The sequence below is a fragment of the Nocardia sp. NBC_01009 genome (assembly GCF_045208035.1).
Classification (GTDB): domain Bacteria; phylum Actinomycetota; class Actinomycetes; order Mycobacteriales; family Mycobacteriaceae; genus Nocardia.
The window spans coordinates 7,555,090-7,573,043 of the sequence record NZ_CP108695.1 but is presented as its reverse complement, the minus strand read 5'-3'; the positions used below and the strand labels follow the sequence as shown (position 1 = coordinate 7,573,043).

18 protein-coding genes are annotated in these 17,954 nt (G+C 65.0%); 9 read left to right on the top strand and 9 right to left on the bottom strand.

Translation table 11 applies throughout. From position 1 onward, the window contains the following. Window positions 1–104 precede the first annotated feature (104 nt). Window positions 105–974, top strand: a complete 870-nt coding sequence (locus OHA42_RS34175) for an NAD-dependent epimerase/dehydratase family protein (protein WP_406232082.1) — start codon at window positions 105–107, stop codon at window positions 972–974. 60 nt (window positions 975–1,034) lie between these two features. On the opposite strand, the gene OHA42_RS34170 is transcribed toward OHA42_RS34175, so the two are convergent. Continuing rightward, window positions 1,035–1,910 (bottom strand): LysR substrate-binding domain-containing protein, encoded by an 876-nt coding sequence (locus OHA42_RS34170; RefSeq protein WP_406232080.1) that lies wholly within the window; start codon window positions 1,908–1,910, stop codon window positions 1,035–1,037. A 166-nt stretch (window positions 1,911–2,076) separates the two neighbouring features. On the opposite strand from OHA42_RS34170, the gene OHA42_RS34165 reads away from it, so the two are divergent. From OHA42_RS34165 to OHA42_RS34150, 4 genes are all read left to right on the top strand, one after another. Beyond that, complete coding sequence (locus OHA42_RS34165) at window positions 2,077–3,291, top strand: MFS transporter (RefSeq protein WP_406232078.1); 1,215 nt, start codon at window positions 2,077–2,079, stop codon at window positions 3,289–3,291. Window positions 3,292–3,295: 4 nt separating this feature from the next. Next, window positions 3,296–4,255 (top strand): LysR family transcriptional regulator, encoded by a 960-nt coding sequence (locus tag OHA42_RS34160; protein ID WP_406232076.1) that lies wholly within the window; start codon window positions 3,296–3,298, stop codon window positions 4,253–4,255. A 113-nt stretch (window positions 4,256–4,368) separates the two neighbouring features. Then, window positions 4,369–4,746 (top strand): nuclear transport factor 2 family protein, encoded by a 378-nt coding sequence (locus OHA42_RS34155; protein WP_406232075.1) that lies wholly within the window; start codon window positions 4,369–4,371, stop codon window positions 4,744–4,746. A 106-nt stretch (window positions 4,747–4,852) separates the two neighbouring features. Continuing rightward, window positions 4,853–5,410 carry a barstar family protein gene (locus OHA42_RS34150; RefSeq protein WP_406232073.1) on the top strand — a complete coding sequence of 186 codons (558 nt, stop codon included), beginning with the start codon at window positions 4,853–4,855 and terminating at the stop codon, window positions 5,408–5,410. Between the two features lie 285 nt (window positions 5,411–5,695). On the opposite strand, the gene OHA42_RS34145 is transcribed toward OHA42_RS34150, so the two are convergent. Beyond that, window positions 5,696–6,328: a recombinase family protein gene (locus OHA42_RS34145; protein ID WP_406232071.1), complete on the bottom strand. Its 633-nt coding sequence runs from the start codon at window positions 6,326–6,328 to the stop codon at window positions 5,696–5,698. 289 nt (window positions 6,329–6,617) lie between these two features. Here OHA42_RS34145 and OHA42_RS34140 point away from each other — a divergent pair, with 289 nt between their 5' ends. Next, complete coding sequence (locus OHA42_RS34140; RefSeq protein ID WP_406232069.1) at window positions 6,618–8,057, top strand: DoxX family protein; 1,440 nt, start codon at window positions 6,618–6,620, stop codon at window positions 8,055–8,057. Between the two features lie 338 nt (window positions 8,058–8,395). Here OHA42_RS34140 and OHA42_RS34135 read toward each other — a convergent pair whose 3' ends face one another. The 4 genes from OHA42_RS34135 to OHA42_RS34120 all read right to left on the bottom strand — a co-directional run bounded on the left by OHA42_RS34135 (window position 8,396) and on the right by OHA42_RS34120 (window position 12,201). Beyond that, window positions 8,396–9,235, bottom strand: coding sequence for a class I SAM-dependent methyltransferase (locus OHA42_RS34135; RefSeq protein WP_406232067.1), 840 nt, complete (start codon window positions 9,233–9,235; stop codon window positions 8,396–8,398). Window positions 9,236–9,586: 351 nt separating this feature from the next. After that, window positions 9,587–10,075: a hypothetical protein gene (locus OHA42_RS34130; protein WP_406232065.1), complete on the bottom strand. Its 489-nt coding sequence runs from the start codon at window positions 10,073–10,075 to the stop codon at window positions 9,587–9,589. 151 nt (window positions 10,076–10,226) lie between these two features. Further along, a complete protein-coding gene (locus tag OHA42_RS34125) occupies window positions 10,227–10,475 on the bottom strand; it encodes a hypothetical protein (protein ID WP_406232064.1) in 249 nt (82 codons plus the stop codon). Window positions 10,476–11,931: 1,456 nt separating this feature from the next. Then, window positions 11,932–12,201 (bottom strand): hypothetical protein, encoded by a 270-nt coding sequence (locus tag OHA42_RS34120; protein WP_406232062.1) that lies wholly within the window; start codon window positions 12,199–12,201, stop codon window positions 11,932–11,934. A gap of 388 nt (window positions 12,202–12,589) precedes the next feature. Between OHA42_RS34120 and OHA42_RS34115 the strand changes: the two genes are divergently transcribed. Further along, a complete protein-coding gene (locus OHA42_RS34115; protein WP_406232060.1) occupies window positions 12,590–13,705 on the top strand; it encodes an MAB_1171c family putative transporter in 1,116 nt (371 codons plus the stop codon). A gap of 486 nt (window positions 13,706–14,191) precedes the next feature. Here OHA42_RS34115 and OHA42_RS34110 read toward each other — a convergent pair whose 3' ends face one another. Then, window positions 14,192–15,571: an MFS transporter gene (locus tag OHA42_RS34110; protein WP_406239799.1), complete on the bottom strand. Its 1,380-nt coding sequence runs from the start codon at window positions 15,569–15,571 to the stop codon at window positions 14,192–14,194. 139 nt (window positions 15,572–15,710) lie between these two features. Beyond that, window positions 15,711–16,187, bottom strand: coding sequence for a hypothetical protein (locus tag OHA42_RS34105; RefSeq protein WP_406232058.1), 477 nt, complete (start codon window positions 16,185–16,187; stop codon window positions 15,711–15,713). 112 nt (window positions 16,188–16,299) lie between these two features. On the opposite strand from OHA42_RS34105, the gene OHA42_RS34100 reads away from it, so the two are divergent. Next, window positions 16,300–16,551 carry a hypothetical protein gene (locus OHA42_RS34100; RefSeq protein WP_406232056.1) on the top strand — a complete coding sequence of 84 codons (252 nt, stop codon included), beginning with the start codon at window positions 16,300–16,302 and terminating at the stop codon, window positions 16,549–16,551. Beyond that, the gene (locus OHA42_RS34095; RefSeq protein WP_406232054.1) at window positions 16,548–17,600 is read left to right on the top strand and encodes an acyltransferase family protein; all 1,053 of its coding nucleotides are present in this window, start codon (window positions 16,548–16,550) and stop codon (window positions 17,598–17,600) included. Before OHA42_RS34100 ends, OHA42_RS34095 begins: the two co-directional genes overlap by 4 nt. On the opposite strand, the gene OHA42_RS34090 is transcribed toward OHA42_RS34095, so the two are convergent. Beyond that, the gene (locus OHA42_RS34090; protein ID WP_406232053.1) at window positions 17,601–17,789 is read right to left on the bottom strand and encodes a helix-turn-helix domain-containing protein; all 189 of its coding nucleotides are present in this window, start codon (window positions 17,787–17,789) and stop codon (window positions 17,601–17,603) included. Window positions 17,790–17,954: the final 165 nt, after the last annotated feature.

The following is a 17,954-nucleotide window of genomic DNA, read 5'->3' as shown; positions in this document are numbered from 1 at the left end:
GTAGCCACGACTGGCGGAAACACTTCGACCTGTAATACCGTACCGGGGTACCGTCAGGGCTGCAGCGCAGCCTGGGCGGTTTCTACAACCAGGAGGAGATTTTCATGCGAGTACTACTCATCGGTGCGAGCGGCTACGTGGGTTCCGCGGTCGCCGAACACCTCTCGTCCCTCGGACATGACATCGTGGCGCTCGAGCGTCCCGGCACCGATTCCAGCGCGAGTGAGTACGAGACCCGCACGGGAGATCTGGCCGACCCCGCGTCGCTGACCGCCGCGGTCACCCCCGACATCGACGCCGTCATCAACCTGGCCACCCCCAGCGGCGATGCGGCAATCGACGCGGCCGCGGTTGCCGCGCTTACCGATCCGCTGCGCGGCACGGGCAAGTCGTTCGTCTACACCAGTGGAGTCTGGGTGCTCGGCGCGACCGACGGCGCCGACGAAACCACGCCCACCAACCCGATCCCCATCGTCGGGTACCGTCCCGACATCGAACGCCAAGTCCTCGCGCTCGCCGACACGGGCGTCCGCGCGGCCGTCATCCGCCCCGGCATCGTCCACGGCCGGGGCGGCGGAATCCCCGCTCTCCTGGTCGATCTCGCTCGCAAGCACGAGGCTCCCGTGGTCGTCGCCGACCCCACAGTCGTGTGGCCCATGGTTCACATCGACGACCTGGCAGACCTTTTCGCCAAGGTCGTCGACGCGGCCCCGGCGGGTTCGACCTGGCATGGCATCAGTGAGCCCGCGGTCCCGGTCGCCGACCTGGCCGCGGCCGCCGGCCGGGCGGCCGGTGTCTCCGGTGAAACCAAGGTCTGGCCCCTCGACCAGGCCCGAGCCGAGCTGGGCGAGCTCTTCGCCGACGCCCTGGCCCTCAGTCAGTCTGTCACCGGTCAGGCCGGAATCGACGAGCTGAACTGGGAGCCCAAGGGCCCCAACGTCCTAGCGGACCTGACCGCCGGTTCCTACCGCTGATCGGCTCGCACAGAGGAACGAGCCCGTCGGACTGTCTGACGGGCTTGCCCCGGTCGAAGGCTATGGAGCGTCGCCCAGATCGCTGATCACTTTCGCGAGTGCGCGTACCGGCTCGCTGTCGGTGCGCCAAACCAGCGCGTAGGGCAGCGGTGGCATATCAGTGATGGGGATCCAGCGAATGTGGGTCACCCCCCAGTGATAGAGCACGTGGGCGGGGAAAGGGTGAATGATATCGCCGTTGCCGATCCAGTCGATCAGGTCGTCGGGGTTGGTGGCGGGTTTGCCACGGGGTATTGGGCGGCCGCTCGGGGTAGTGAAGGGCAGGTAGGTTTCCTCCCATTCCCGGGGCGCGTCCGGGACAAAGGTGTGCAGATAGTCGGCGAAGTCTTCGACCGATACCGAGTCGCGGTCCGCCAGCGGATGATCGTGGCTGACCGACAAGACGCGAGCGTCACGGAACAGGACGGGGCCGAGGGTCAGGTCGTCGGCGACCGGCGGCCAGACCACGATCGCGTCGTACTGGCCGCTGCGAAGCAGACCGAACGGGTCGACGAAGGACAGCCGGTGCAGCCGCAGTTCCCATTGCGGGTGCCGGCGCCGGAACTCGTCCCAATAGCGGTGCAGCCCTTCATAATTGAAGGGCAGCAGGGCGACGCGCAACTTCGCCGTGTGCCCCTGGGCGGCGAGCTTGGCCCGCCGCACGCTGTGTTCGAGCCCCTCGTAGAGCGGACGCAGATCGTCGCGCAACTGCTCACCGACCGGCGTCAGCCGCACCACTCGATTGGTCCGCTCGAACAGCAGCGCGCCGATCTGCCGCTCCTGCTTCTTGATCGCCTGCGTGATGCGCGCCGGGGTGACATTGAGCCGCTCGGCGGTCCGCCCGAAATGCAGCTCCTCGGCCAGCGTCAGGAAGATCTCTATATCGCGTAACTCCACGAAGTCCCTGTCTCGTTAACTCCGCGGTTAATGCGGTATTGCTTTCTTGATCGTTGTTCGGCGGTTGCCGGCCGCTCATTCTAGAACCCGAGTCCGGTGCGCCCCTGCCACCGAGGTCTCCGAGCCCGGTGCCCGGAAGGTCCCGACCCGATCAAGGAGTTTTCGCATGACGACCGTATCTGCCTCACCCGCAACGGAATCCGTTGCCGAACAGGTGCCGCTGCGGCGCTGGTTCGGCGTCGCGGCTGTAGCCATGGGCACATTCGCGGTGGTGACGTCCGAACAGTTGCCGGTGGGCCTGCTCTCCTCGGTGAGCAGCGCGCTCGGAGTCTCGGAGGGCACCGCCGCGCTGATGGTGACCGTGCCCGGCCTGGTGGCCTCCGCGACCGCGCCCATCCTGCCCGTGGCCATCGGCCGTCTGGACCGCCGGGTCGTCTTGCTGGGCCTGATCACCTTGATGGTCGGCGCCAATCTGCTCTCGGCCTTCGCCCCGAATTTCGCGCTGCTGCTGGCCTCGCGGTTTCTGATCGGCATCGCCATCGGCGGATTCTGGGCGCTGGCCGCCGGCATCGCGGTACGCATGGTGCCCGAGAAGTTCGTGCCGCAGGCCACCGCCATCGCCTTCGGCGGCGCGACCGCGGCCAACGTCCTCGGCATCCCGGCGGGCACGCTGATCGGCGAATTGACCGACTGGCGTATCGCGTTCGGGGTGCTCGGCGGTCTCGGACTGGTCGTGGTCGTGGCGCTGCTCGCCCTGCTGCCGCAGCTGCCCGCGACCCAGGCCGTGCACCTGCGCACCCTCGGGCGGCAATTCCGTGATCCGGTGGTGCGGGCCGGTGTGCTCGTCACCTTCCTCCTGGTGAGCGGGCATTTCGCGGCCTTCACCTTCGTGAGCCCGATCTTGCAGAACCTGGCCGGACTGGACCGGGCGGCGATCGGCCCGGCTCTGCTGGGCTTCGGAATCGCCGGGATCATCGGCAACTTCCTCACCGGCGCCGTGGCCGCGCGCAATGTCCGCGTCGCGCTCATCACCATCAGTGCCGTGTTGGGGACGGTGCTGGTGCTGGTCGCTATGGTGGGCGGTACCGCGGTGGCCGCGCTGGGCCTGCTGCTGGTGTGGGGCTTGGCTTTCGGCGGCATCCCGGTCGGCGTGCAGACCTGGATCCTGCGCGCCCAGCCGGAGTCCATGGAGGCAGCCACCGCACTGAACACCGCCATGTTCAACCTCGCCATCGCGCTCGGCGCGCTGTTCGGTGGACTCATCACCGACAATGTCGCCCTGTCGGCGGTGCTCTGGTTCGGCGCGGCATTGAGTGCGCTTGCCTCCATTGCGATCTGGTCGACTCGCGGATCCAGGTCCGCGAGCATCGCGGAAGCCTGACGCCATGGCCGGTTCCGATGCCGTGGACCAGGACAGGTGGCGGTACGACCGCCGGCCCCGATCGGCCTTACCGGAGTTGAGCATTCGGCTGCTCGAGTCCTTCCATACCGTGGCGCAGGAAGGCAACATCACCCGGGCGGCGGCCCGGTTGCACCTGACCCAGCAGACTCTCTCGGCGCAGATCAAGCAGCTGGAGCGGGCGCTCGGCGCGGACCTGCTGGTCCGGGATTCGCGCGGCGTGCGACTCACCGAGGCCGGTGAGATCTTCGCCGAGGGCGCGGGCGCCATGGTGAGCGGTCTGGCAGAGCTGTCCGCCCGGGTGAATCAGGCTGCGGGGCAATCGATCAGCCGACTGCGGGTGGTGTTCTGCCCGCGCTCCACGACCCCGTTTCTGATCCGGGTCGCGAACGAGCTGGAGGCCGCGGATCCGACCCTGCGGGTCGTGCTGGTCAGCGTGCGGTCCATGGCCGAGACCCGGTGCGAACTCGAAGCGGGTCGTGCGGACGCGGCGCTGATGTGGCTGCCGATCGAGGGCAGCGGACTGCGCCACACCGTCATCGGCTCCGACGGCTGGGTGGCGGTGTTCGCCCACGACGACGCCTTCGCCGACCGGGACCGGGTACTGCTGGCGGAATTGACCTCCGCTCCCCTGGTGCTGCCGGGCATCTTCATGTCCGCCGCGGCCGAACGGCACTGGGCCGCCGCCCTGCGCCCCGATCCCGGATCGCCGCAGGCGACCGTCGCCGACACCGCCGACGGTCCGATCATCGCCGCCCGCCGGCAGGGCATCTGGCTCGCGCCCGAATCCCTGGGTCGCCGCTACGCCGACGCCAACAACCGCATAGTCCGCATCGCCGACGCGCCGCCCATCGAGGCGGCCGTGGTCTGGACCGCGCAAGCACCGCAACCACTGACAACCCTGTTGGTCCGCGCGATACGCGCGGCCGTGGAGGTGAACGAATGACCTGGCGTTCCAAATCCTGCTTGTACCTGGAACCAGAAAAGACTGTTTCCCACCGGCTTCCGGCGGCAGCAGGATTCCATGGCACCCATCTTTCCCTACCCGAGGAGCTCAGCATGCGCACCACCACCGAGGTCATGGACCGGTTCAACCGCGCCTTCACTGATCGCGACCCCGAGCTCCTCGACGACCTTGTCGACGACGACTGCGTCATGGAATCGGTGCAGCCCGCACCAGCCGGCGAGCGGGTCGTGGGCCGGGAGGCCTGCCTGCTGTTCTGGAAGACCCTGGTCGAGGACACCGCCACCCAGTTCCAGCCGCAGGAGGTGATCGTCGCGGGCGACCGCGCGACCATCCGCTGGCAGTACCGCTTCGGCACCGGTGAGAACGACTGGGTCGAGGGCGTCAACCTCATGCACGTCCGCGACGGCCGGATCGTCGAGGCCCTCGGCTACAGCAAGACAACCGGCGATATCCCCCTCGCCACCGACTGAGCGCTGGGCCGCACGACCGCCCGCGACACACAACCAGGAACTACGAAAACGGAGTGGGCAAGCAGGACGCTGGAAGTTCCTTGGCTCCGTTGGACGTCAGCCTGGGATGCCGTTCACCGCCACCGGCCACAACGCGGTCACCGCTGCTCGTCCATCGAGCCTCGATTCGGGTTTGGTCGACCTCAGTGTGACGCTGTACTGCGATAACGCGCATTTCGGTGGTGAGTGGGTCTGGAACCTGATCCGGGACGGTCGGCTGAACCGACGCGACATCTGGCACCGGCTCGACACCGAGGACAGGACCGCGTGGTTGGCGGTGGCGCTCTGGACGAGTGCCTACCAGCGCCGAGGCAGGCCGGATTCTGCCGCAGGCCAAGTCTTCACACTGGATGGACAGGCTGTCACCGACATCGTCAGCTTCTACTGCGCGCTCGGGGAAGCGATCAACGGCCCTGGGGGCTATTTCGGCTGGAACCTCGATGCTCTGTGGGACTGCCTACACGGAGGATGGGGCGCCTGCAGCCCATTCACGCTGGAGTTGCTGCACTCCGATGTGGCGCGGGAGCATCTGCTGACAGACCAGGCCGTGGATGCCGGGCAAACCATGTTCGATCTGCTCTTGGAGATCTTCGATGAGAAGGGCATCGAGGTTATCCTGCGATAACGCCCTGCCCGAATACACTCAACTCGGCATTATGGGATGTCCGGAACCGCATTGCGTCTCATTCCCCAGTCGCCCGCCCAGCGGCATTACCGCGGGTTCATCCGGCCCTGACTGGGCGGGGCTTCGATCTACTGCGCGTGTCCGCAATGGCACCGTCTCCGCAAGCAGCATCATAATTCGACCTTCGACCGGATACCCCACGGTCGCGTGGATCGGTCGACCGTTTCGGAAGAGGATCAGCGTCGACATCGACATGATTTGATATTCCGGTGCAGTGCCGGGATTTTAATCGACATTGATCCTGCAGACGGTGAGACTACCCGCCCGCTCGCGAGCGATGTCGCCGAGCACACGGCCGATCATGCGGCACAGGGCATGCTCGAATTCGGCAATGGCGCCGAGGATCTGGAAGGACATGCGCCCAAGCGCGGTCGAGGTATCGATGCCCTGATCGAGCACCACCAGATCGACGCCGCGCTGTTCGAGCGTTTTCGACACGATGTCCGAGCGCACCCGCGACGGCCTGGTCGCCGGTGCGCCCGCGGACGCACCGGCGACCAGAAGCCGAAGCTCGGTTGCCGTCAGGTGCAGCTGGTCTGGCAGATGTACGACGAGCTCGACGCGGCCGGCAAACGTAAATACACCGTCGCGCAGATTGCCGCCGAGTTCGGCGTCATTCGGCCCACCATCTACCGGCACCTGGACACACCGAGCAACGGTGCTGGGCAAGCGGTTTGAGATCAGGTCAATGGCCGTGCCGGTGCCGGTGCCGGTGTCGGTGTCGGTGCCTGTCGCCGTCTTTGTCCCCGTCTGTGCACTGATCGTCGCTGTCCTGGTCCTTACCGTTGTTCCCGCCTTTGCACTGAGGGTCCTTGCTGCCGTCGTTACCGCCCGGCGCCAGGACCGGACCGGCCGCACCCGAGGGGCTTGGCGGGACGGGCGACGCCTCAGCAACCGCCGAAAAGACCGCAGCGGCCAGTGCCGCTCCACCGATGAGCGCTGCGAGTTCGGCGCGAGATTTCGGAGTTCGGGACATGCGGATCTCCTCAGCGTTGGATTGATTCGAACGGCTTGGTGGTGCAATCCCAGTCGGCGATCGGTGCCGACTCCTCAACGGAGACAGCGGCCTCCGCATTCTCTTCGTCAGCTACAGTACAGCAATCAAGATCGACTACCGTGCCACGAGACACCTCGAGGTGAAGCGAATATGCCACATACGAGCAGCAGGCCGGTCCAGTCCCGCCACAGCATGACAGCTGGTGTCCACACACCGAGAACACTCCAGCGTGGCCGATTCGAATGGTGGAGAGGGGGTGCCATCAGCACGATCGCCGCGCAGGACACACCGGATCGGGTGGGGCCCGCACGCTGGAATCCGTTCACCCGCATCGCGTTCCGGTTCTGCTTCCTGTATTTTGGACTGTACTGTCTGCTGTATCCACAGTTGCTCTCGATTCTCGCGGGGTGGCTCGTCGCCGGGTGGTCGTCGCTCGCGGATCCCTCGACCTGGCAGACGCAGCTGCTGCAGCCGTTCCTGCAATGGGTGGGGCGGCAGGTGTTCGGCGCCACCGACGTTCCGTTGGTGACGACCGGCGGCCGCGACCAGCTCATCTTCTGGGTGCTGCTGTTCTGCATCCTGGTGGTCAGCGTCGTAGGGACCGCGGTGTGGACGCTGCTGGACCAACGGCATGAGTATCGGCGGCTGGCGGGCTGGTTCTTCGTGTTCATCCGGCTCTGTGTCGCCGGGGAGATGATGAATTACGGTCTGGGGAAACTGATTCCGACACAAATGCCCGCGCCCGCGCTGCGCACGCTGCTCACACCGTATGGGGACTTCACTCCGTTGGATGTGCTGTGGAATCAGGTCGGCGTCTCACAGCCCTACGAGGCACTGCTCGGCGCCGCCGAGGTGCTGGGCGGGATACTGCTTTTCATCCCACGGACCAGGATTGCGGGTGCGATCTTGGTAATGGTCGACATGGCCATGGTGTTCGTGATGGATATGTGCTTCGGCGTGCATGTCCGGACCCTGTCCGGGCACCTGATGCTGATGTCGCTGCTGTTGCTGGCGCCGGAGGCACGGCGTTTGGTGAACGTGCTGTTTCTCGACCGGCCCGCCGGTGTATCTACTGCGCCATATCCGTTCCACACCAAGCGATCTCGGCGGGTTGCCGCAGGTGCGCAAGTGCTGCTGGGAATCTGGGTCTCCACCGCTTTTATCCCCATGAGCATCGACTACTGGCGCGAGCAACATCCACCGAAGTCGCCGGTTTACGGCATCTGGACCGTCACGGGGTTCACCCGGGACGGCACCGACGTCCCGCCGTTGACAACCGACCGAACCCGCTGGCGCAAGCTGGTTTTCGATGAGCCCGGCTGGGCCACCTATCAGCGCATGGACGACAGCCTTGTCGATGTACAGGCCACGATCGCCGCTGCAGCCGACCGCATCGAACTGTACGACCAGGGCGACACCAAGCCGAAACCACTGGCAACATTCACCTTCCAGAAGGAAGGCGCCGACCACCTGCGCCTGAGCGGCTCATTGAACGGCCACCCGGTAACGATCACCCTCGACCGGGTCGACCTGAGCCAGTTCCCATTGCGCAACCACAGGTTCCAATGGGTGGAGCCCAACGATTCGTAAACCGGTTCACCGGCACCGCGGACGGGGTCACGGTCCCGAAAAACCGGCGTCCCCGCCGACGGACTGATCACCCGCAACTGACCCGCCTGGGGCGACTTCGGCGCGCATCGAAAGCCCCGGTGCGGTGTTTGGTGGCACGCCAGGGGCAACTGGCGTGGCAGTCTGGTGAATCACTTCCATGAAAGATCATTGTTTGAAGCGTCACGATCCGTCTGGCACGCGCGCCGCAGTCCGCACTGAAATCGGCAGTTGCCGGACGTTCGAGAGCGCGCGCCCCGCGGCGCCTGAGCGGATGTTCGCAGCCACTCTCGCCTGGGCTCGTGCCTGGCTGGTTCGGCTCATTGTCGGACAGTTGCCCGCACGAGTCGGCACAGATCGGCGGGGTGCAGTGCATCCCGGCGCTGCCAGAGTGCTGCATCGACGGCCTCGCGTTGTGAAACGTGTTCGGCCACTGCGAAACCATGGCGTTCGAGCAATAGTGTCAGCTGCTCCGGTGTGAAGACGCTGAGCCACGGCTCGCCCTGTTGCGCGGTGGCCCCGAGTGCGAATTCCGCGTAGACGCGGCCTGGTTCGTCACGTAGTTCGGGCGGGAGTGCGTATTCCATGATGAGCTCGGTGCCCGGAGCGAGCTGGCCCAGCGAGGCGAGTGTCGCTGCTATCGCGGATTCGGTCAGGTACATGGATACGCCGAGCCAGCTCACCAATGCTTGCTGATCCGGGTCGAATCCGTGCGCAACCAACCCGGCGGCAAGATCGCCGACTTCGAAGTTCACTCCGACGAATTCCACCGCTGCGGTATCCAGTCCCGCGGCTGTCAGCAACTCCTGCTTCCAGCTCTGGGTAGCAGGATGGTCGACCTCATAGACTGCGATCGCTCGGGCCAGCGGTGAGCGGTAGGCGAAAGTGTCCAGACCCGCGCCGAGAATCACGTATTGAGTGAAGCTGGCCGACAATCGGTCCTCGGTGTAACGACTGCGGACGTTGACCTGGGTACGAGTGCCGCTGAGTATCGGGTGATCGCCGAACTTGCGGTGATAGCCGACGAGTTCGGCGGCGCGCGCGCCGAGCAGCGCCTCCGCGACAGTGTCCTGGAACAGATGCGGCTCGCGATCGACGATCAGGTGCGCCGCACGACCGGCCGCCGCCATCATCGCGGTCCGGCTCGGAACTTTTTCCATCGAATTCTCCAGTCATCGCCACAGCAGTTCCAACAGGAATACCGATACTAGACAAGGAAATTCGATTTCGCTTTCACCATATCACACAATAATAAATTTCCGATTACGGAAAGTTTGTCTCGCACAATCGGTTCGGTTGATGGCTCGAACTGCGACATCCAGCGGCCTGTGAGCTGGTGCGGTGCCGGGAGCCCTGGCTGACTGCCGGCACGAATGGCTGCTGCTCCGCTTTCAAGATCGGTCCCACACAGCGGATCTGGTATCGCGAGCTGCTTACCGATGAAGCGGCCCGCGCAGCGGCATGTGAGTGCATTGCGAGATGCGAGCAGCGAGACATGCGGCGAATCGTGTTCACGCGATCTCTGAGCTGATTGGCCTACTCAGGTCCCGCAGAGCGTCGTCGTATTGGTTGCGGTCGAACCGGAATGGACCGAACGCGCCATAGTCGCGTGTTCGGCGACCGGGTTGTTCGGAGCAATCCCAGATCACGAGGTCGTCGGTGACGGTGATCTCGGCCAGGAGTGGCCAGCAGCCCCACTCACCGCATTCACATACGAGCACGGGTGTCTTCGATCCCGTTGCCATGGTTGACCTTCCGTGGAAGTGGTCGTCCATCCGCAGGGACCGAGAGTGCGCCGGGATGAGGCCACCGTATGCCCCACCTGCGGGCTGCATACCTGCGTCGAGCTCGAATCTGTCGATCAGATCGGTGAGTGGCACGCCGTCGATACGTGGGATGACCCGGTCACGTCGCATGATCGGAAGGATTCCGGCGAGGAGCCAGCGGCGTGGGCGGGGAAACTGGACTTGTCTGTCGAACTGGATCTTATTGATGGCCATGGTGAAATCCGGTCTCGCCGGTGGATCGGTACGTGGCCGCGGCTTCGTGCAGCTCGTCGATGAGGATGCGGGCGGGGTGGTAGCGGTGCGTGTATCGGTTGAAACCGAATTCACCATCCGGTTCGGAAAGTCAGGCCTCGACCTCATCGGACTATTCGGTGCGCACGAACAGCGCCGAGTAATTCCTGGCCAGACGGGCGACCTCGCCGGATGGCCAATCCAGTTCCGGCGGTGGATCTTTCAGCAACTTCGTGATGGTTTGCACCAGCACCGGTAGCGCATCGGAGTAGTGCCGGGGCCATGGTCCTGAGCCGTGCAAGGCGCTGAGGCCGAGTGGGTGAACAAGAAGAGTGGTCTGGTCATCCGTATCGCCGGAAACCAGCCACTTGCCGGGGATCACCGGCAGGGGCGCACGGCGCCCTTTCCATAAGAGAAGATCACTGCGCCAATATATACGGGCACCCGCTCCACCTGCAATATCCGCTCGAAAAGGTGCAGGCCAACCTGGTGATTCGATCCGATTCGACAGGCCTTTGCCTTCGAACGAACAGACATCCAGATCAGCGACGTATCAAACACCCCTGCCAGCGCGTTAGTCGCTACGAGATACCGTGCCCTGAATCTGAGACGTGCTCGTTCCGCCGTAATCCGCATATTTGTAGGTCGCCGAAACCACCCGGCTACTGCCGGCCTCACAATTCGGAGCGCGCAGCTGAGTAAACGCGAACTCGTTGCCTGTACCAGGCTGATACAGCATCACTTCGGTTCCCGGCGGACCCGACCGTAATGGCAGCTCGTCTCGGAACGAGATCGCGGTCGGCGGGGTAGTTTCGACGCTGCCTGTGCCGTTACGCAGTGTGACCACGACCCCGAACACGTTGTCGGGCACATCCTTCGGCGGATACGACTGTTTCGCCCCGCCCGTGTAGACGGTCGTCTGTCCCTCGTCGGTCCAGTCCGACAAGTTCCTGCCGCAATGGGGGTCGGTGCGAGCCCAGCCAGGACACCGGACGGGGTGCCGCTGCCCGCGATCAGCGGCGGAATCGTGACCACCACACTGACGAGAATGGCAACTACCAGCACTGCTGCGCCTCGCATCGAGGCGGCGCGCGTCCGACCGGATCGGTTGCCATACAAGTGCAAGAAGGCTGCCGCGAACGCTGCGGCAAGTGCGAAGCACGCCGCGACGATGCTCGTGTCGAGGTGTCCGGATAACGCCGGCTTGTAATCGGACAAGTACAGCTCGGTTCCCACCCACTGAGCGAACAAACTGGCAACTACCCCACCCGCGATGGTGCCGCCAGGCGCAAACCGGTATGGCATCAGCCCGAAAATGCCAGTGACGACCAGCACCGGGCTAATCACAAGCAGGAACGGCCAATAGACCATGAGGTTGGCCGCGAAGCGGCCGCCCGCTTCGAGCTCGAACCGTGGATCCGCTCCCGGCTCCGAGTACAGTCCGAGCCCGATCGCCACCCACGCCACAGCCAGCGCACCGACGGCAACGACATGCAATATGTACGCGAGAAGGTTCAAGCGATTCCACGATGTATCACGAGCAAACACGCGGTCAATGTATCGACCAGTTGTGTCCGATCCGGTTACCAAGTGTGGAGAAATCGCGTGGGTCCGGTAGGAGACTCCGAAGTCGCGGAGCCCGAACCCATTCAGAGGGCGTCGCGAGTGCAGCAGGATCGGCGGCAATTCAGGTTGTTCGCCGGACCGGCTCGGCTGACCCCGAGCCCGATCGGTGGGCTCGCTCGTGGAACGCCCCCGCCTCCTTGACTTTCGTCACCGCTGGATGTTCGATGCTGTCCCGAATGAGCGTTGTCAGACTGTGGAGCACACAGAACTTGCTACGGGTCGATAGCCTCGAGCCGCTCCAGTGCGGTTTGAACGCGCGCGGTGGCTGCCACTATCTCCGGGGTGTCGTCCAACGCGTCCAAGGCATTCGAGTGGCCTTCGAGCCCGGCGTTCAGATTTTGTCGCTCGGCGGCGGTCGTGTTCTGCGCCAGCTGAGCTTGGGTGATCGGGTTGGCCGCCGTTCCGAGGACAGCGTCTGCCGCCAGGTTTGCCGCAGCGACGACGGCAGCCGCGTTCTGGTCTGCGTTGACGGGATGAGCCACGACAATCTCCATTGTTCGTTCCGGACGATCAATCAACCCCGCACGAGCACTTGGGCGATGACGACTACGACGTCAGTCTGGAGGATCCCGTCATCGAGGACGACGTGCCGACGACCTGGCAGGAATTCGCCGAGGACGCGCGAAAGACCAGCACTGCTTCGGGAGCGCCACCCATCCGACAACGGCCTACCTGATCGAATAGACGAACTTTCCGTGTTGATGAATTGGTTCCCTCGAGTGGGACTGGCCGGGTAGGAGTTCAAGGGTTAGGGCCTGGGTCGGGTATTGCACCGGGCTCAGGCCTTGATCCGGCGGCGCGTGGTAGTGCGGCCGAGGCAGCAGTACCCATCGACGGGCACGAGTTCCGCCGGACCAAGAGGATGCATAGATGTCGTCACCGATACCGGAAGTCGTGGCCTGGGCGGTGATCGGCTACGTCACGGTTCTCGGGTCGGGTCGGTTATGGCTCGTCGGCGGCACTGTTGTCGATCGGCTGGTAAACCACATGGGCCTGTGGAGCCTCGCGACCCTGCTGATATACCGGTGCGCATCGACGCCGACCATCGATGACCCGGCGAATCAGCTTGCCTTGGGCTGCATTCTCGTGAACACCACATACCTGAGCAGCATCGGTCGGCTTGCCCGCGCGGATTCCGAGCCGGAGACCGTATGGCGCCACCAGCGCAACACCGCGCTCCTCGCCTCGGCCGCGACGGCCTCGATAATCCTGGCCGCGGCATCGGCGAGATACTCGGGACGATCGGTCGACCTGCACCTCGCGGAGGTCGGACTGGTCATCTGTTGCGCCTTCGCCGTCACCTACAACACGTTCGTGATCAGTCGCATCTGCCTCGGCGCACTCCGCGATGTCGGTACCCCGCGCGCGGCGCGGATCGTGTGTATCGGCCTGATCGGCAGCAATGCCGTTCTCTGGGGTGCGCAGGCACTCTCGCTGTCCGAGCTGGCCACGGGATGGCCCGACGGACCACAACTATCGCTGGTCCAGGCTGCGTTCACCCTATGGGTCGCGATCAATGCGACACTGCACGCGATACCGCTGGTCGCGGAGTTGGTGCTGCGAGCGGGTATGGATCGCGCCACCAGAACCTGCCGTCGGCTATTGCCGCTGTGGCGCGATCTCACCGCGGCGGTCCCGGAGATCGTCATGCCCGTCGATGCGCGGCACGGCTCAGATCCAGCCACCCGTCTACTGCGGATGACTGTGGAGATCCGCGACGCGATGCTCCACCTGGGCGCCTATCTCCCGGCCGAAACCGATGAAACGCAACGCAATACCGTGCGAGAGCCCGAATCGGACCGGGGGACTACCGATTACGCCCATCGGCTGATCCGGGCGGCGCAGGCCAGAAAGGCGGGCCTACCGCCCGCTGGCACCGGCGCACCACCGCCATTGCCCGTGGTCGCGCACGATTTCGACGCCGAGCTCGCGCACCTGATCGACCTGGCCCGGATCTGGCCGCAGGCCAAGGCCGCGGTGGAATGAGCCGATCGGCCAGTCCCGCCAGCCCATCCTCGCGATAGCGTTCGACCCAGGTGTGTACCGACTGGTGCGAGACCCGGTCACGGGCCGCGACCTCGACAACCGGGATCCCCGCGCAATGCTCAGGTAGGCGGAGTAATCGATCCTTGGAGGCATCTCAGTCGCCATGTCGAAATATTATCGGAGGTCCAGCGAGGGTGCCCTGCGATAGAAATGCGATGGTCAGCCCACCTCGCGGTGCGGCCGGTCGACCTCGGCGCCGGAATTGACGCCGTCGCAGTGGATCTCCATGATCGTCATCCCATGCAATGCCGAGGACACTGTCGGTCACGGCCTTCACCTCAGGCGAATGGGGCGCCAACGCCGTGACCTTCGTCGAAGTACGCACCCTCGCAAAGCAACTTGCCAGTCGGCCACGTCGATACGAACGATCGTATCTCGGGAAAATGAGGTGCCCGCTGCGTATCTCGCCTCGATCCGTGTCGATCGCTATGCTGCTGCGGCAGTGTCCAGTTGCCGCCCCGTCGGGCTCGGCCAGCGGCGGTGGTCGGCGTCGATGACGAAGACATGGGTGTGTCGGTAGTGGCGTTCGTCCACACGGTCGGCGCCGAACAGCCGGGCCGGGTCGATGGTGCCGACTTCATGCAGATGAGTCAGCTCCTCAGGGTCGTGGCGTGGCCACATCCGCAGTGCCGCAGTGATTCCCGCGACTGCGAACACCGCGAGCGTTATCCAGGTGGTGGTGAAACCGGCGGCGGTGGTCAGCCATCCGGCGATCGGATAGGTGATCAACCAGGCGAGGTGTGACAGCGAGAACTGCGCCGCGAAGAGCGCGGGGCGGTAGGCGGGTTGCGACGAGCGCCGCAGGACCTGCCCGGTCGGCGTCAGCACCGCCGCGGTGCCCGAACCGGTCAGGGCCCACACCGCGATAGCGGCGCCCCATCGCCAGCCGCCGGCATCGGCGGTGGACAGCGCGACGGCCGAGCCGAGTCCGGCAATCAGCGTGGCCGCACCAGCGAACATCACCGGCCGGGCACCGACTCGATCGAGGACCCGGGGCAGCGCGAGCGCGATGATCATGGTGCCGAACCCGTTGGCGGCCAAGAGCATCGCCACTCCGGACTGAGTGCCGCCGAGGGTGTCGCGCACGTAGTTGACGGTGTTGACCATGATCACCGATCCGGCGGCGGCGACCACGAGGTTCAATCCGAGCAGGCCGCGCAACCGCGGTGTCGCGGCGAAGATCCGCATGCCCATTGTGATCCGTTCCCGGAAGGAGCCCCGCGTGGCGGTAGTCGCGTTAGGGACACGGGTGGTGATCACCAAGGCGGCCGAGACGGCGAATCCGATTGCGGTGCCGATGAACAGCCAGTGGAAGCTCATCACGGTCAGTGCCGCCGCGGCGAGTATCGGGCTCAGCAGCGTTTCCATGGTGGCGGCCAGTTGCGCGGCCGACAGCGCTCTGGTGTATTCGCGCTCATCGGGCAGGATGTCGGGGATGATCGCCTGGTAGGTGGGGGTGAAAGCGGCCGAGGCGGTTTGCAGCACCGCGATCAGTACGTAGATCTGCCATACCTGGTCGATGAACGGCAGTGTCAGCACGATGGCGGCTCGAATCACGTTGAGCGCCACCAGGAAAAGCCTGCGGGGGAGTCGGTCGGCGTAGGCGGCCACGATCGGCGCGATCGTCACGTAGACGAGCATCTTGATGGTCAGAGCGGTGCCGAGGACAGCGCCTGCGTCGGCTCCGGCGAGTTCGTACGCGAGCAGCCCGAGGGCGACGGTAGTCAGCCCGGTGCCGAAGAGAGCCGACACCTGAGCGGTGAACAGTCGCAGGTAGTCACGGTGGCCGAAGAGTGTGGTGATCATGGGCATGGAACGCATCGGAAACACATCCTTGGAATGAGTTGGGCGGATCACGGGTCCTGGGACAGCGGCATTCGGACACGTCGGGCTCCTTTCGGGAATTGGCGGCGCAGCGGTGGAACATGCACACGCTCAGTAGGTTTCAGTGATCAGGCATTGGTGGTGTGCTGGGTGGGGAGGACGTCACTGTGCTGGAAACCAAGTGCAGAAGGTAAGTTCCGGAGCCGGGCGCGGCCGTGTGGAAAGTGACATCCGGACCGGGTGCGGTCGATCCGGCACCGGGTTCGCCGTTCGGGCGGATGTGGGCGAGGTCGGATCGCCCGCGGGCAGGGTCACCAAGTGGCCATGGACGGGTAGGGCTGCCGGTCGGTGAACGCTTCGCCGTCCCTGCGCGCGGTGAGCGTGAGCAGCCGGTCCTCGGCCGGCGCGAGTTCATCATCGAGGGTCGCCTCGTACCGTCCACGATCACGGTGCGCGTGGGCTCCAGGGTGGGGCGCAGTTCGTCGGTGTCTGCTACCGAGAGATCCACGCCGAGGGTGATGGTCTTGCCGAGGTCTCGCGGGGTGATATCGGTGATCGCGCGGTCCGCGCCCGCATTGGTGTGAGTCTGCGTGGTCATCGCCCTGGCCGCTCCGATCTTGTTCGTTCGACCCATAGAAAAGATATACCCCTAGGGGGTATATGACAAGGCGGGGGAATGTGATGCGCCTCACTCGCGCTTCGAGTGATGGATGCCGCCGGAATTCGCCGTGGTGGAGTACATGGATCGGCTCGACCGAGCGCAGCGCGAGGCGGCCGAAATCCTGAAGCTGGAGTTCTTCAACGCCAAGCCGATCACCGCGGGACATGGTCTGTGTTCGGACGATCCGTGGGTCAACGGGGTGTTCGATCCGCGCGCCGACTTCCTCGGGATGCCTTTGCACCCCACTGCGAAGGGCGATGCGGTCATGGCGGCCGGGCTGCGTGACTGGATCTCCCGGTGACGACCTCGGACACAGAAGCGCCGAGCACCTCGGCGCTTTCACCCACGGCGCCCGCTACCTCCGGCTCGTCGAGCACGGTCCGGCCGGGCGGAAATCTGCCCGGTCTGACCGGGGCTCGGTGGTGGGCAGCCGCGGCGGTTTTCCTGCTGCACGCGCTGGTGTTCTTACCGACCTACCCGTTCGAGAAGTCGGAGCTGTTCCGCACGATCCATCAGAACTTCCTGCCGATGCAGTTCGGCGCAACGGCTGTCACGTTCTTCTTCGTGCTGTCGGGTTTCATCATTTACTGGTCTTTCCGGCCCGGCACCTCCACGGTGGCCTTCCTGCGTCGCCGCATACTCAAGCTCTACCCCACCCATCTGGTCGCAGCCGCGATGTTCATCCTGGTGGCCTCCGTGCCGCTGAGCCGCATCGTCGTCTGGGTGCCGAACGTGCTGCTGATTCACACTTGGCTTCCGAAATGGACCACGGTGGGCGGGCTCAACGTCCCGTCGTGGTCGCTGGCGACGGACCTGGCGTTCTATCTGAGTTTCCCGCTGGTTCTTCCGTTGGTGCGGCGCATTCGCGTCGACCGGTTGTTGCCCTGGGTCATCGGTCTGCTGGCATTCATCATCCTGATGAACGTCGCCTGTGCGCTGCGCCACCTGCTCCAGCGTCCGAACCGTATGCGGTCGGTCGAAGACCTCGCATTCGACATGCCCAGCTACGGCACCGCCAGCACCTTCCCTGGCTTCGACCACCGGGTAGAAGGCGACTACCGCGTCGTCCTCACCACTACCCTCGACACCCTCGGCCTCACCCGAGTCCACCTCGTCGGCCACAACTGCGGCGTCCCATGGGGACTGGCCTGGGCCGCCGCCCAGCCCGTACACCTCGCCTCACTCACACTCATCAACGCAAGCGCCCTGCGCCCGACTACCGCTGCCGACAGCGAAATGCGTTGCCACGCAAAAGGCCAGATCCGGGAATCGACCGGACCTGGCCTTTGTTGGAGCAAAGCTGAGGCGACTCGAACCCATGATCTCAGTCCGAGAATATGCCGGTGGTGATCACGCGGACTGTTGGATCGGCTGCCGGGGTCGCCCGTGGGCGAACCGGCGCATGATCGGCAGGTCGACCCACTGATAGATGGCGGCGGCGGCCACCACCGCGGCAGTGCGGTCGACCCACCGCAGCCTGGTGAGCTGCTCGAGGATTCGGTAGGCGGTCGACCGAGGCAAGTGGGGGCGTGCTGGCATCGAGTCTGAGCCACCGGGTTTCGCAGCGGCGCGCCGAGCACGATCTGCGCCTAGCCGCCGCGTTGCTCCTTCGCCGGGCACCCGCGCTGAGCTGATGTGCCGGTGCGGCCGCGGCCAAGACGATTTCAATCAGCGGGAATCGTGGTGCCAGCGGGCGGTTGGTGG

What these genes read in the sequence shown, in the direction of transcription:
- OHA42_RS34175 (WP_406232082.1), top strand. Translation starts at nt 105, where the DNA reads ATGCGAGTACTACTCATCGGTGCGAGCGGCTACGTGGGTTCCGCGGTC.
- OHA42_RS34165 (WP_406232078.1), top strand. Translation starts at nt 2,077, where the DNA reads ATGACGACCGTATCTGCCTCACCCGCAACGGAATCCGTTGCCGAACAG.
- OHA42_RS34160 (WP_406232076.1), top strand. Translation starts at nt 3,296, where the DNA reads ATGGCCGGTTCCGATGCCGTGGACCAGGACAGGTGGCGGTACGACCGC.
- OHA42_RS34155 (WP_406232075.1), top strand. Translation starts at nt 4,369, where the DNA reads ATGCGCACCACCACCGAGGTCATGGACCGGTTCAACCGCGCCTTCACT.
- OHA42_RS34150 (WP_406232073.1), top strand. Translation starts at nt 4,853, where the DNA reads ATGCCGTTCACCGCCACCGGCCACAACGCGGTCACCGCTGCTCGTCCA.
- OHA42_RS34140 (WP_406232069.1), top strand. Translation starts at nt 6,618, where the DNA reads ATGCCACATACGAGCAGCAGGCCGGTCCAGTCCCGCCACAGCATGACA.
- OHA42_RS34135 (WP_406232067.1), bottom strand. Translation starts at nt 9,235, where the DNA reads ATGGAAAAAGTTCCGAGCCGGACCGCGATGATGGCGGCGGCCGGTCGT.
- OHA42_RS34130 (WP_406232065.1), bottom strand. Translation starts at nt 10,075, where the DNA reads ATGGCCATCAATAAGATCCAGTTCGACAGACAAGTCCAGTTTCCCCGC.
- OHA42_RS34115 (WP_406232060.1), top strand. Translation starts at nt 12,590, where the DNA reads ATGTCGTCACCGATACCGGAAGTCGTGGCCTGGGCGGTGATCGGCTAC.
- OHA42_RS34110 (WP_406239799.1), bottom strand. Translation starts at nt 15,571, where the DNA reads ATGATCACCACACTCTTCGGCCACCGTGACTACCTGCGACTGTTCACC.
- OHA42_RS34105 (WP_406232058.1), bottom strand. Translation starts at nt 16,187, where the DNA reads ATGACCACGCAGACTCACACCAATGCGGGCGCGGACCGCGCGATCACC.
- OHA42_RS34100 (WP_406232056.1), top strand. Translation starts at nt 16,300, where the DNA reads ATGCCGCCGGAATTCGCCGTGGTGGAGTACATGGATCGGCTCGACCGA.
- OHA42_RS34090 (WP_406232053.1), bottom strand. Translation starts at nt 17,789, where the DNA reads ATGCCAGCACGCCCCCACTTGCCTCGGTCGACCGCCTACCGAATCCTC.